Raw genomic sequence first — 13,625 nt, forward strand, 5'->3', positions numbered from 1 at the left:
CAAATTGATCATCGGTTCCCTAACAGAACGGAACGGGGTTTAAAGATGTAAACCCAGAATGTCAGCCTGTACTTCCTGAATTCAAGCAATAAACACCGCACCTGCGGTTTTCCGGGTTTCTGAGTATTCTTATCAAACCCTGCACTCTTGGCCTGGGCACCATGCTTGCTGCGCCGCTTGGGCTGACGGAGATGTTGCCAGAGATCATCACCATGCGACTGGTCGTGCCGGGTCATCACTGATCAAGAAATAGATCCACCGGAGGCTGACACCTACGCCGACAACCTCCGCCGTAGTTGTCGGCGAAGGTTGTCGAGGAAGTTGCCTTTGATTTCCATGGACGGGGCACCGGAGCGTTGGGCGAAGCGGGGGGAGAAAACCCGCCATTATCCAGTTTTTTGGGGGCTTCATCTTGGGCGAGTGGTCAAAAAAATCGCCAACCCGAGCGCACCGGGGGCAATGCCCCGCTCGGTCCCGAGGCCCTGAGGTTGGCGGGGGAACGGCATGGTGACGGCGACGCAGGCCAGTGAGCAAGTGGCTGCCGCCTGCGTGGGAGCCCCCGCCAGGCATCATGCCGCCGATGCTCAATAACGGTAGCGGAACTCAATCATGTGGAAATCCGCCCCGGTCGTATCCGATCCATTAACGCCGGCATCGGAATAGTGAAGAAACCGATAGCCGAGCCCCAGCTGTCGATATAACGGCCCGCCGATGCCCAGGGTCAGGGCGAACTGGAAGGGCCCACCATAATCCTGCGTGCCGAAGCGATGCCGACTGAACAGGGCGCCACCCGCGCCCAGGTCCAGGAGAAAGCGTCCCTCTTGGCTCCCGAGCGTCAACTCCGGGATGACCGACACGACGAGCGCATTTTCCCCACTGCCCCGCAACAATCCGGCACTCGCCATCAACCGGGTGCCCATCCCCCAGCCTGACGTGGAGTAGTTTTCCCAGGGCAGCGCGACGTTGGCCGACAGGTCGTACTCCTCGAAATCCTCCGGCGCCTCATCCCCCAGCAAGGTCTTCTCCGAGACTCGGGCACGCAGGCTGAGACTCTGCAATTCCAGGTCATCGGCGAAGCTCGGGGGGGTGGCGAGCAGAAAAACGAGGACGATCGGCAACAGCCCGAAAGACACTGAATGGCGAGGCATCCCGATCACTGGCATCGTAGGCTCACCTTAAGGAAAGACGTCCCGAGCAGGCTCATGTTATCGGCGGGGAGCGAGCACAGCGAGTCGATTATTCTGGGAGTCATCGGTGATGCCCGATCCCCGGCACGCCAATCCTTAACCCTTCTGCGCCTGTACCGCATTCCGCCCATCGACAACCTGCGCCGGTGAGCGGCATCGGCGGCACACTTCCTCACAGGCGGCCGGCTCTCCATCGCAGCCAGAATTTCTCCAGCTCCAGCACCGCGAACAGGCCGATGCCGATCAGGACGATCTCGACGCCATGGACGAAATCCACCGGCCGGGTGTCGAAGAAGCGCTCCATGAAGGGCGCATAGGTGAACATCAGCTGCAACACGGCCACCACGGCGACGGCGATGAGGACGGCATGGGAATCGACCATGTGCGCCCAGCTCAGGGAGGGCGTACGCAGGAAGCGGACGCTGAACAGGTAGAAGATCTCCATCACCACCAGGGTGTTGACGGCATAGGTGCGGGCCTCCTCCAGGCTTGCCCCCTCGGCAAGGGCCAGGCGGAATATCCCGAAAACGCCGGCCGCCATCAGCACTGCCACCAGGGCGATGCGCCACAGCAGGAACCCCGAGATAATGGCCTCGTCGGCCGGCCGGGGTGGCCGACGCATGGTATCCGGCTCGGTGGCCTCGAAGGCCAGGGCCATGGCCAGCGCCACGGAGCTGACCATGTTGACCCAGAGGATCTGCACCGGGGTGATCGGGAGAGTGAGGCCGAACAGCACCGCGACCAGGATGCTCATGGCCTCCCCGCCGTTGATGGGCAGCAGGAAGACGATCGCCTTCTTCAGGTTGTCGTAGACGGTGCGGCCCTGTTCCACCGCGCGCACGATGGAGGCGAAGTTGTCGTCGGCGATAACCATCTCCGAGGCCTCCTTGGCCGCCTCGGTGCCCTTCCGGCCCATGGCGATCCCCACGTCGGCCCGCTTCAGGGCGGGGGCGTCGTTCACCCCGTCGCCGGTCATGGCGACGATCGCCTGCTGCGCCTGCAGGAGGGTAACCAGACGCAGCTTGTGTTCGGGGCTGACGCGGGCATACACGTCCACTTCCTCGACGCGCCGGGCCAGCGCCTCGTCGTCCATGCTTTCCAGTTGCTGCCCGGTGATCACCTCATCGCTGTTGGAAAGGTCGAGCTGGGCGGCGATGGCCCGGGCGGTGCCGGCATGGTCCCCGGTGATCATCTTGACCCGGATCCCCGCCTCCCGGCAGTCGGCGACGGCCCGGATGGCCTCCTCACGGGGCGGATCGATCAGGCCGAGCAGCCCGAGCAGCACCAGGCCCGATTCCACATCGGCGAAATCCACCGACTGGGCCTGCAACGGCATGGCCTTGCAGGCCACCGCCAGCACGCGCTGCCCTTCCGCCGCCAGGGCCTCGATGTGCTGCTCCCAGGCCTCGAGGTCCAGAGGCGCCTCGCCCTGATCGCCCCACACGGCGTGGCAGGCACGCAGCACCTGTTCCGGCGCGCCCTTGACGTAGACGAACGCCTCCCCCTGGTGGTCGTGATGCAGGGTGGCCATGAACTTGTGCTGGGAATCGAAGGGAATGAGATCGGTGCGCGGGTTCGCGGCGCGTTCGTCATCGGCATCCAGCCCGCCCTTCAGCGCGGCGGTGATCAATGCCCCCTCCATGGGGTCGCCATGCACCTGCCACCCCTCCTCCGTCTGTTCCAGGGTGGCGTCGTTGCACAGCAGGCCCGCCCGCAGGATCCGCCACAACCAGGGGTGTCGGACCGGGTCGAGGGTCTCCTCGCCATGCAGGAAGCCGCCGCGCGGGCGGTAGCCCTCGCCTTCCACCCGACAGCGGCCCGCGGCCGAGACCAGGCTCTGGACCATCATCTCGTTGCGGGTCAGGGTGCCGGTCTTGTCGGAGCAGATGACGCTGAGTGAGCCCAGCGTCTCCACGACCGGCAGGCGGCGGATGATGGCATGGCGGCCGGCCAGTCGTTGCACGCCGATGGCCAGGGTCACGGTGAGGATTGCTGGCAGCCCTTCGGGAATGGCTGCGACGGCCAGGCCCACCACGGTCATGAACATCTCGGCGGGAGCCATGTCGCGCCAGAGGATGCCGAACAGGAAGATCAACAGGGCCAATCCCAGGACGGCGCCCGTCAACCAGCGCGAGAAGGTCGCCATCTGGCGCAACAGCGGCGTGGTGAGGGTCTCGACCTGCGACACCAGGCGGCTGATGCGGCCGATTTCGGTATCCGCCCCCGAGCCCACCACGATGCCGGCCCCCTGGCCGTGGGTCACCAGGGTGCCGGAGTAGGCCATATCGAGGCGATCGCCGAGCACCGCATCGGCCGGTACCGGGTCGATGGACTTCTCCTGTGCCACCGACTCGCCGGTCAGCGCCGCTTCCTCGATCAGCAGGCCACGGGCGCGCCACAGGCGCATGTCGGCCGGCACCCGGTCACCGGCCTGCAGCAGCACGAAGTCACCGGGCACCAGCTCCTCCGCCGGCACGGTGTACTGACGCCCTTCGCGAACCACCATGGCCCGGGCAGAGAGCATGTCACGAATCGCCCTTAGGGCGTCTTCGGCCTTGCCCTCCTGGACGAAGCCGATGACCGCGTTCACCAGCACCACCCCCACGATCACGGCCGTATCCACCCAGTGGCCGAGCAGGGCCGTGATCAAGGCCGCACCGAGCAGTACGTAAATCAGCAAATTTCGGAACTGGGCCAGGAAGCGAATCAGCGGCCCGCGGGACTTGGCCTCGGGCAAGCGATTGAGGCCGTAGCGTTCGCGGCGTCGGGTCACCTCCGCTTCATCCAGCCCCGTCTCCGGCGAAACGGCCCAGTGCTGCGCCACGGCATCAGCCGGACGTGAATGCCACTGGGGCATGTTTGAGCCTGCCGCCTCGTTCATTGCGCCCCCATCCTCAGCTTGTTCGCCGACGACCGACGCAGCCGACGACCGACACCCTCAATGCCACGCGACCCCGATGTTTCGATCGGGTCACGACACCCGGTTCAAGGTTTGATGGCACTGCCCCAACCACGACTGGGCCAGGCCAGGATCATTCCAGGGTTACCGGCGAAACGAGCCCCGGCGGCACCCTCCAGGTCCCAGGTGCTTTTCACCGCCTCATCGTAGTTCATGGCGCGTCCTCGCGATCGCCAGCACGGCCTCCCGCTATGGAGGCCTGTGCCGGATCCCAAGGGCCCTGCGAGATTTTTTCTTAGCCTGGCGCCCTGGCTGGCTACGCCACCGGCGCGAAGAGCAGCGCCAGATCTTCCTCGTCGAACAGCGGCCCCTCGCCGCCGCGCTCGGCACCGCCCTCGAGGATCGAGGCCGCGAGGTCGGCCTTGCGCGACTGCAGGTCGAGGATGCGCTCCTCCACGGTGCCGGCGCACACCAGCTTGTAGACGAAAACCGGGTTCTGCTGGCCCATGCGGTGGGCGCGGCCAGTGGCCTGGGCCTCCACCGCCGGGTTCCACCAGGGGTCGTAGTGGATCACGGTATCCGCGGCGGTGAGGTTCAATCCGGTGCCGCCGGCCTTGAGGCTGATCAAAAATACCGGGATCTCGCCCTGCTGGAAGAGCGCCACCCGCTGGGTACGGGTCTTGCCCGGTGTGTCGCCAGTCAGGGTGGTGAAGGGAATGCCGTCCTTCTCCAGGGCCTCGCCGATCAGCGCCAGCATCTCCGTGAACTGGGAGAAGATCAGGATGCGCCGGCCCTCCTCCACCAGCGGCGGCACCAGCTCGCGCAGCTGTTCGAGTTTGGCCGAGCGCTTGGTCTTGCGCACGCTCTCCAGCTTGACCAGTCGCGGGTCGCAGCATACCTGGCGCAGCTTGAGTAGCGCATCGAGCATGACGATGCCGGAGCCGGCCAGGCCGCGCTCGGCCACCGCCTGCTGCACGCGCTGGTGCTGGGCCAGGCGCAGGCTCTCGTAGAGCTCGCGCTGAGCGCCACTCAGGGTGAGCTCGCGGCGGGTCTCGGTCTTCTCCGGCAGCTCGGTGAGCACCTGCTGCTTGGTGCGGCGCAGCATCAACGGGGCGATGCGCCGCGATAGGCGCTGGCGCAGTTCGACATCGCCCTCCTTCTCGATGGGGGTGCGAAAGCGCTGGCCGAACCACTGCTGGCTGCCCAGCGCCCCAGGTGCCACGGCGTCGAGCTGGGCCCACAGCTCGCCCAGGTGGTTCTCCAGGGGCGTGCCGGTCATGGCGATGGCGCGCTCGACATTGAGCGCGCGCACCGACCGGGCGGTCTGGCTGGCGGCGTTCTTGATCGCCTGGGCCTCGTCGAGCACCAGCAGGCCGAAGTCGTGTTCACGCAGCCGCGGGAGGTCGCGGATCAGCAGCGCATAGGTGGTCACCGCCAGGTCGGCGGTGGGCAGTGCCTCCTCGAACTGGCGCTCGCGCTGGGCGCGGCCACCTTGCAGGGCGACGACCTCGAGCTCGGGGGCGAAGCGGGCCGCCTCGGCGCACCAGTTGCCCACCAGGCTGGTCGGCGCCACCACCAGGGTCGGGCGCTTAAGCGCCCCGCGGGCGCGCTCGTCGAGCAGGTGAGCCAGCACCTGCATCGTCTTGCCCAGGCCCATGTCGTCGGCCAGTATCCCCCCGGTGCCAAGCTCGGAAAGAAAGCGCATCCAGGCGATGCCACGGGATTGGTAGTCGCGCAGCTCGCCGGCGAAGCCTTCCGGCGCCGGCAGGCTGGCGGGCAGCGCGCGCAGGCGCTCCGCCAGGGCGGTGACGTCCTCGCGTCCCGCCCAGCGCTCATGCTCGGCCAGGGGCGCCAACTTCTCGGCGGCGGTGAGCGGCAGGCGCACGGCCGCCGCCTCATCGCTATCGTCGCCCAGCCAGTCGAGGATCGGCGCCATCAGCGAACGCAGCCGGGAAAGCGGCATCACCAAGCGGCGGTTCTCCGGTAGGGCCAGCGTCCAGGTGGCGTCTTCGGCCTCATCGGCGGCGGGCTCCAGGGGGAAAGCGGGGTCCTTGAGCAGGCGGCGCAGGATGGGCAGCAGGTTGAGCCGCTCGCCCTCCACCTCGATATCCAGCGCCAGGTCGAACCAGCCATTGCCGGCCGGCTCAAGTTCGCCATACCAGTCATCCGGCTCGAGGTAGGTGGGCTCCTCGGGGAAATCGGCGGCGAAGTGAACCAGGCAGCCCGCCTCACGCAACCTGGTGATCATCTCCCACCAGTCGTCGGGGCCGGACAGGTGGGTCGGCCACTCGGCGGCGGTGGCCGGCGGCGTACCCTCCAGGGGGAGCAGCAGCGTCCATTCGGGAAGATCCAGATGGGCGGGCACCGCCTCGATCTGCTGCAGACGCTCCAGGGTCACCATGCCCGGCGGCAGGGTGTGTACCAGCGCCCGCTCCGCCTCGGGGTCTCGCATCACGGTGAGGCGCTGGCCGTCGCGGAAGGCCTGAACGCTGTCGCCCTCCTCCGGCGGCACCTCGATGCCGGCGTAGTCGAAGCCCACCACGGCGGCGCCCACCTCGATCCAGCGCGGCACCATGGCGCCGTCGCGATAGCCCAGCTGCCCGGTGGCGAGGCGCATGGTGACCTTGAGCCGCGGCGACACGCCTTCCAGGGTGCGCTCCTCGACGGCCTGGGGCGGCGGTAGCCGATCGGCCAGCCCTGGTGTCTCGTGAAGCCGCTCGGTGAGCCAGCCGCTCATCTCCGGGGGCAGCGGCGGTGCCCGGCGCAGACGCATCAGCAGCTCGGGATCACCCTCCAGGCGCCCGAAACGGCCACGCCTTTCATCGAGGTAACAGAGCTCGGCGCCGGCGCGCACGATCGCGGCCTCGTCGGAGATGACGTCCATCGGATCGGTGTCCGCGCGCAGGTGCTGGTTGCCGTCGACGTCCGGCTCCCAGGCCAGGGTCAATAGGCAGGTCGGGCCCGGGTCGTACATGCTGCCGGTCTGCTTGCGGTGAAAGAGCAGCGGCGGCGTGTTGCTCTCCAGCAGCGACCAGAGCGCCCGCGCCTGGAAGGCATGGGTGACCGGGCTCCAGTGCTGCTCGTATCCCGTGCCGGAAAGCTGGCGGCGCTGCTCACCGAGCATCAGCAGTTCCAGGGCCTCCTCCTGGTGGACCGTGAGAGCTTCAGCTGGCCTGGGCGTGATGCCTCCGCCGCGCCGCACGATGATCGGCCGCGGCTTCACCCAGCCGTTGCCGCGGGTGCGCTGCTTGGCGGGCCGCAGCCACACCGGCGACACCTTGAGGCTGGGTGCGCGTGGATCCGGATCGATGTCCAGGAACAGCGCCAGACGGTAGCCCTCCTCCAACTGCTCAACGTACCGCTTGCCGCCGAGCGGCGATTGGAACTCGGCCAGCCACGACGCCCAGCGCTGCTCAAGCAGCGCCGCATCGTCACGAATCGGGATGCCATCGGCCTCCATATCGTCGATGAAGCCCTGGATCACCGCCACCGCATGCTTGCACTGGCGCCCCACCGGGCAGCTGCAGTCGCTGACCACGCCCATGTCTGGGTTGTCGGGATCCACGGCCAGGCTGGTGAGGTAGCGGCTTCGGCCGCTGCCGTCCACCTGGGCCCGCAGCACCAGCATCTCGCCCTCATGCTCGAGACGGGTGCCTTTCCGCACCCTGCCCTGTCGCGCATAGGCCCGCCCGCGGGTCAGCGAGCGCGCATCGAAGCTGCGCTGCCACTGGATCTCTTCCAGGGTGTGGTAGAGCGTCAGGGCGGAATCGGCGAGATGGGCGTCCGGCACGGTGAATCCTCAAGGCGTCAACACGAGGCCGATATTGGAGCGAAACCGGGCGCCCCTCGCAACCATGGCGGGCCATCCCACAGGGCTATCCCACAGGGCTATCCCACAGGGCTATCCCTCAGGGCTATCCCACAGGGCTATCGCAGATGGCAACACCGCTCAAGGCTTTCGCGGCGACAGCATTTCCCCCTCAGGCATTCAGGGTATCGCTGACAATGCGCCCATCACCAGGTCGATGGTGCGGTCACAGGTGGATGACAGGCGGGGGTCATGGGTCACCAGCAGCACCGCGCAGCCGCGTTCGCGGTTGAAGCGGCGGAACAGTTCGAACACCTCCCCCGCGGTGCGGGTGTCGAGGTTGCCGGTGGGCTCGCCACCACGGTCTGCACCAGCGGCATGGCCTCAACCACGTAACCCTGCACCTGCGGCCCCTGCCACCAACGCCACACGCCAACGCCCACGGCGAGTGCCAGGGCCAGGATCACGAGCACGGACTTGTAACGGACGCGGCCCAAGGTGTGTCTCCTGGTCAGAACCACCTCCTCCCTACTCCTGAATTCACGCCATGAACGCAGCAGCTGCGCTATCCGGGGCTCCCGGGCATGCCCCCGAGTACCGCTGTGCCGATGCCCGATCGCCGCGACGCCTCATGGGGCAGCCATGACCTCTCTTGTCGACCCTGCCACACCGCTTCGTCAAGCCGTTGCGTGACAAAGCACGCCAAGGATTCGCCCAAACGGCCGGGCCCGTCACGCCCCCTCATGCGACGTCACCGCCGTGACGGCTCCCTCACGACGAAACATGGCCTTGCGATGCGTCCAGACAACGGCCACGGCAACCCCCAGGAACAGCGTGTTCTCGAGCGGCTGAGCATCCGGCCACAGCGGATTGATCAGCTGGAAGTGGAAGAACACCGGCAGCAGCAGGCTGCCCCAGGCGATCGCGAAGGTGATAAGCAGGAAGGGCAGCAGCGCGCGCTCGCGCATCACGCCTCCCCTGCTGCATCACGCTCCCCACCGGGCGGCGCAGCGAGCGCGGCATGGCCGGGGCTCGGCCGACGCGCACCACCAGGTCAGGGCGTCCACCGGCCAGCCCCAGCGACCGGGCGAACTCGGGGCGCACGCTCGCCTCCTCCACCGGCTGGTTGACGAAGGCGTTGCGAATACCCAGCGCCGTGGCCTGCAGGGCGAAGCGCTGGTAGCAGCGGCCGGCCTCGACCCAGTGCGACCGGTCATCCACCGCAGAGACGAACACCGCCAGCCCGGCGAAGCTGCGCACCTGGCGGGCCACCTTGGCGTTCTCCGCCTTCGGCCGCAGCATGACGCGCATCAGGTATTTCCCCAACCAGCGCGGCGCCTGGGGGTTGCCGGTCGCCCGGCCGCTCAGGCCGTCGCCCTTGTCGACCGCCTCCGCGTCGTTGAAGCGGATCCAGGCCTCGAGCTCCCGTAGGAAGGCAGGATTCTCCAACTGCCGGGTGTTGGCATCCAGGATGAACGCCAGCGCCCGTTCGATGGCCTCGCGCTCGGTGAGCATCGCCACCGAGACACCGTCCCCGCTGCTTGCTACCTCGAGCGTGGCCAGCTCCTCGGTGGAAAGCGGCGTGCCGTCGTAGTCGCTGCGCGTGCACTGCCGAGGCAATGGCCTCGAACAGCGGCGACGCCTCGGCCTCGCCGGGCGTGAGGGTCACCCGGATCTCGCCGGCGCCCTGGGGCTGAAACTCGGCCTCGGCAGCCAGCCCCATCGCCCGGGCGGCCAGGCAGAGGTTCTCCGTGGCACAGCCCAGCGATACATAGAGGTGATGATCGTCGGGGTCGACCACCGGCGTGCGCCGGGTCAGGTCGGGCAGGATGATGATGGCGCCCTCCCCCACCCGGAACCGCCAGCACTGGGTGTTGTGGCCCGAGGGCGCCAGGGTGGCATAGCGGATGAGCGTCTCGAACCGCTCGGCCTCGCCCTTCGCCGGCGCGCCCTCCAGGTCCCAGGTGCTTTTCACCGCCTCGTCGTAGTTCATGGCGCGTCCTCACGCTGGCTGGCCGATGCCTCTCAGAGTATGTCGCATTTCTTCCGCGGCGGTGACGCCGCAGAAGACAGCGCGCGTCATGGCAGGCAAGCTGGACCCTTGGCGCAACGTGACTCCGGAGGCCCCCAATGACAGCACGCCTGATCGACTTTCAGCACGCGGATGAGGCACCGCGCTGGCGCGCCATCAACGACGAGGTGATGGGTGGCATCTCCCGCGGCGGCCTGCACCAGGAGGACGGCAGCGGCGTGTTCAGCGGCGAGACGTCACTCGAGAACAACGGCGGTTTCGCCTCGGTGCGCCGTGAGCCCGAGGCCATGGACCTGAGTGACGCCTCGGGCCTTGTGCTGTACGTACGCGGTGACGGCCGCCGCTACCAGCTGCGTCTGAGAAACGACCAGCTACCGGAGGGAGCGGCTTATCGGGCGTTGTTCCAGCCAGCCGCCGAGGAGTGGCAGCACGTTGCCCTGCCCTGGCAGGAGTTCGAGGCGGTGTTCCGCGGCAGACGTCTGGCGGATGCCCCGCCGCTCGACCCCGCGGCGATCCAGCAGGTGGGCTTTCTCATCGCCGACCGGCGGCCAGGTCCCTTTCGGCTCGAGGTGGCGTGGCTCGGGACGATGGATAGCTTGCCTTTTCGCCAGACTCGACTCGGCAGCCCCCCCCGGCCTGCATCATCACTTATTTCGCCTATCCTGATGTTGCGGATGACATTCCCGTCCACTGGAGGCATGACCGTGATCATAAAGGCACTCGCACTCAGTCTCATCCTCGTCGGTTCCGTCGGACTGGCCAGCGCCGATTACACCGAGGGCATGCGCTACTACGAACGGCAGGAGTACCGCCAGGCACTGCAGGAGTTCGGCGAAGCGGCCAGAAGCGGCGATGCCGATGCCCAGTACATGCTGGGCCGCCTGCACGAAGCCGGCAACGGCACCACCCAGGATTTCGTGCAGGCCCACAAGTGGTACAACCTGGCCGCGGCCCGCGGTCATCGCCATGCGGCCGAGGCACGCGACTCGCTGGCCGGACGCATGACGACCGGACAGGTCGCCGAGGCGCAGCAGGCGACGCGTGGCTGGGAGCCGGAAGAGTCACCCTCTTCACAGGCGACACCGCAGTCGCGGCCCGATATCGAGACCCTGTCGGATCGGCAAGGCGTGGCCGAGATACAGCGCGAGCTCAATCGGCTCGGCTATGATGCCGGCCCGGTGGATGGCGCCATGGGTAGCCGTACCCGCAACGCGATACGCGAGTACCAGGCCGACCAGGACATGGCCCAGGATGGCCGCGCAACGGCCGACCTGCTCAGACGCCTGCGCGAGGCGCAGAAGGAAGAGGTGGCCACACCCTCCGAGCCGCAACCCGAAACCTCGTCTCGGGTTGCCCTGAATGATGACTTCAACGACGGCAATTACCGTCGCGATCCCCCCTGGACAGTGCTCAGCGGCAACTTTGAGGTCGACGAGAACGGCTTGCGCAGCATCGTGGAGACACAGCGCACGACCGCTCGCGAAACACGCAGGCTCAGCGCCGAGCGGCCGGAGGAGATCGGCCTGGCCATGCTGGAGCTGATTCTCGAGCAGACGGGCAATACCCGACAGGGCGAAGACGTGTCCATCCCCGTGGAACCGGCACGCATCTTCGTCAATGCCCCCGTCGACAACGCCTTCAGGATGGAGCTCGAACTCGCCTCCAGGGAGCGGACGGGCAGCCTGGAGCTTGGGCTCTTCCAGGGCAACCGGCCCAACGGTACCGGCTATCGCCTGGTCTACACGCCCGGCTCGCGCCCGGGGCTCAGCCTGGTCAGGCTGATTTCAGGAAACGCCGAGGTGGTCGCCCGCCACGAGGGCACCCTCGACCTCGAGGACGGCCGCTTTCACCGCATGGTCTGGACCCGCGACGAGAACGGGCGGATGCAGGTCCGCGTGGATGACCAGCGCCTGATACGCGTGCAGGACAATGGCCTGCGTGATCCCTTCCAGGGCTTCATGCTGGCCAACCAGGGCGGCGACTATACCCTGCGCCGAATCAGGCTCGAGGAGTAGGCGCCTGGCCATGGGCCTCGACCCGGCGCCTGAGCCAGGCGCCGGTCAGCAGCAGCAGGGTCAGCGCGACCAGCGGCAGGATCACGTCGGGGCTGACCGCCTCCTCCTTCTCCACCGCCTCCAGGGCGCCGTAAATGGCGCTGGCATAGACCGCCCACTTCACGCCCAGGCCGATGATGGCCGCCATCACGAAGGTCGCCAGCGGCAGGCGCAGCAGGCCGGCGGAGAAGTTGACCACCGAGTGGGGGAAACCCGGCAGCACGCGCAGCGCGCACTGGGTGAGGAAATCACTGCGTTTCTCCAGCCTGCCCATGACCTTGCGAGTGAGCCCCTTGGGCTTCCAGCGGTCGCTGAAGCGGGAAGAGAGGTAGTAGGCCCCCAGGGCGCCAGACACGCTGCCGACCATCAATATCGGGGTGGCAACCAGGGGCGTATAGAAGGGCGCGATCAGCCACAGGCCGATGCTGCCGGGCAGGCCGATCGCCAGGGTCACCGCCATGATCAGGATCACCGAAACGATCACCCCGGGGTGGTGGGAGGCCTCGTCGGCCCAGCGCTGCACGTCGGCCAGTTCGGGCGAGTGCCAGATCCACAGGTAGCCGGCCATCAGCAGCATGGCGCCTATCACCACCCAGCGCCAGGGGCGGCTTGGCGAACTGTCATTGAACATCAAGGGGCCTCGGTCATTCATCAAGGGCATGGTGGCATGCCCACTGTGCCGGGTCACGGCTCCCGACACCCGGAAAAAGGTGTTACACGACGCCTGGGCGCCGCAATGAGACGGGGCGGCAACTGGCCGATTAAATAACTTTATTGAATTACGTTAGTATAATTGGTTTTTAGTTTGCAGGCATAACCCCTAGCATGTGAATGCACACGTCCCGCTCCATTCCCGGAAGCCTGCTACCGAGGACTGATAATGGATACGTCACTGTGGCTTGTGATCGCTGCCGCTCTGCTGACTGCCATCATGACCGGCGTCGGCGCACTGCCCTTCCTGTTCGTGAAGCGCCTGGGGCAACGCACCATGGGCTGGTCGAACGCCGCAGCGGCGGGGTTGATGCTGGCCGCGAGCCACAGCCTGATCGCCGAGGGCGTGATGCTGGACATCACGCTGACCTTTGTCGGGGTCCTGCTTGGACTGGCGGCCATTGTGCTCTCCGATCGCCTGCTATCAGGCCAGGGAGACGTGAAGGTGGCGGATCTCAGCGGAGCCAACGCGACCAAGGCGCTGATGATTCTCGGCATCATGACCGCCCACTCCTTCGCGGAGGGGATTGGCGTGGGAGTATCCTTCGCCGGCAGCGAAGGGCTCGCCACCTTTATCACCACGGCCATTGCCTTTCATAACGTGCCGGAGGGCCTCGCCATTGCCCTGATTCTGGTGCCACGCGGCACCCCCGTCTGGAAAGCCGGCATGTGGGCCATCTTCACCAGTCTGCCGCAGCCGCTGATGGCGGCCCCCGCTTACCTGTTCGTGGACACCTTCAGGCCGCTGCTGCCGGTGGGTCTGGGCCTGGCTGCCGGTGCCATGATCTGGATGGTATTCGCGGAACTGTTCCCTGAAGCGCTGGAGAGGGTCAAGAGCGGCTCGGCTGCCACCGCCGTCACGCTGGCGTTCGCCGCCATGATGGCCTTTCAGATGCTGGTGCTCTCGCACTGACCAGCTCTCATGCTGCTTCGG

The 13,625-nt window shown here is 67.0% G+C and carries 9 protein-coding genes and 1 pseudogene; 2 read left to right on the forward strand and 8 right to left on the reverse strand.

What is annotated here, in order from left to right; translation table 11 throughout:
- Positions 1 to 110 precede the first annotated feature (110 nt).
- From M8009_RS19370 to M8009_RS18035, 7 genes and pseudogenes are all read right to left on the reverse strand, one after another.
- A pseudogene (locus tag M8009_RS19370) lies at positions 111 to 291 on the reverse strand (IS30 family transposase); the annotation flags it as partial.
- Positions 292 to 584: 293 nt separating this feature from the next.
- Positions 585 to 1,163 (reverse strand): acyloxyacyl hydrolase, encoded by a 579-nt coding sequence (locus M8009_RS18020; protein WP_250063726.1) that lies wholly within the window; start codon positions 1,161 to 1,163, stop codon positions 585 to 587.
- A gap of 196 nt (positions 1,164 to 1,359) precedes the next feature.
- A complete protein-coding gene (locus M8009_RS18025) occupies positions 1,360 to 4,044 on the reverse strand; it encodes a cation-transporting P-type ATPase (RefSeq protein WP_250063728.1) in 2,685 nt (894 codons plus the stop codon).
- 128 nt (positions 4,045 to 4,172) lie between these two features.
- Positions 4,173 to 4,301 carry a hypothetical protein gene (locus M8009_RS19160; protein WP_284047894.1) on the reverse strand — a complete coding sequence of 43 codons (129 nt, stop codon included), beginning with the start codon at positions 4,299 to 4,301 and terminating at the stop codon, positions 4,173 to 4,175.
- Positions 4,302 to 4,402: 101 nt separating this feature from the next.
- Positions 4,403 to 7,876 (reverse strand): DEAD/DEAH box helicase, encoded by a 3,474-nt coding sequence (locus tag M8009_RS19245; protein ID WP_250063730.1) that lies wholly within the window; start codon positions 7,874 to 7,876, stop codon positions 4,403 to 4,405.
- A gap of 198 nt (positions 7,877 to 8,074) precedes the next feature.
- The gene (locus M8009_RS19170; protein WP_284047895.1) at positions 8,075 to 8,209 is read right to left on the reverse strand and encodes a hypothetical protein; all 135 of its coding nucleotides are present in this window, start codon (positions 8,207 to 8,209) and stop codon (positions 8,075 to 8,077) included.
- 456 nt (positions 8,210 to 8,665) lie between these two features.
- On the reverse strand, positions 8,666 to 9,415 hold the full coding sequence (locus tag M8009_RS18035) for a hypothetical protein (protein ID WP_250063732.1): 750 nt from the start codon (positions 9,413 to 9,415) through the stop codon (positions 8,666 to 8,668).
- A 609-nt stretch (positions 9,416 to 10,024) separates the two neighbouring features.
- Here M8009_RS18035 and M8009_RS18040 point away from each other — a divergent pair.
- The gene (locus tag M8009_RS18040; RefSeq protein ID WP_250063734.1) at positions 10,025 to 11,941 is read left to right on the forward strand and encodes a CIA30 family protein; all 1,917 of its coding nucleotides are present in this window, start codon (positions 10,025 to 10,027) and stop codon (positions 11,939 to 11,941) included.
- Here the strand turns inward: M8009_RS18040 and M8009_RS18045 are convergent.
- On the reverse strand, positions 11,925 to 12,611 hold the full coding sequence (locus M8009_RS18045) for a TVP38/TMEM64 family protein (RefSeq protein ID WP_250063736.1): 687 nt from the start codon (positions 12,609 to 12,611) through the stop codon (positions 11,925 to 11,927). The two genes, M8009_RS18040 and M8009_RS18045, sit on opposite strands and share 17 nt — an antisense overlap.
- Before the next feature lie 249 nt (positions 12,612 to 12,860).
- Here M8009_RS18045 and M8009_RS18050 point away from each other — a divergent pair, with 249 nt between their 5' ends.
- On the forward strand, positions 12,861 to 13,604 hold the full coding sequence (locus tag M8009_RS18050; RefSeq protein WP_250063738.1) for a ZIP family metal transporter: 744 nt from the start codon (positions 12,861 to 12,863) through the stop codon (positions 13,602 to 13,604).
- Positions 13,605 to 13,625: the final 21 nt, after the last annotated feature.

Source organism: Halomonas gemina, from assembly GCF_023554995.1.
Lineage (GTDB): Bacteria > Pseudomonadota > Gammaproteobacteria > Pseudomonadales > Halomonadaceae > Halomonas > Halomonas gemina.

Excerpts from the sequence above, each read along its gene's own strand:
- M8009_RS18025 (WP_250063728.1), bottom strand. The coding sequence starts at position 4,044 with ATGCCCCAGTGGCATTCACGTCCGGCTGATGCCGTGGCGCAGCACTGG.
- M8009_RS18045 (WP_250063736.1), bottom strand. The coding sequence starts at position 12,611 with ATGTTCAATGACAGTTCGCCAAGCCGCCCCTGGCGCTGGGTGGTGATA.
- M8009_RS18020 (WP_250063726.1), bottom strand. The coding sequence starts at position 1,163 with ATGCCAGTGATCGGGATGCCTCGCCATTCAGTGTCTTTCGGGCTGTTG.
- M8009_RS18040 (WP_250063734.1), top strand. The coding sequence starts at position 10,025 with ATGACAGCACGCCTGATCGACTTTCAGCACGCGGATGAGGCACCGCGC.
- M8009_RS19160 (WP_284047894.1), bottom strand. The coding sequence starts at position 4,301 with ATGAACTACGATGAGGCGGTGAAAAGCACCTGGGACCTGGAGGGTGCC.
- M8009_RS18050 (WP_250063738.1), top strand. The coding sequence starts at position 12,861 with ATGGATACGTCACTGTGGCTTGTGATCGCTGCCGCTCTGCTGACTGCC.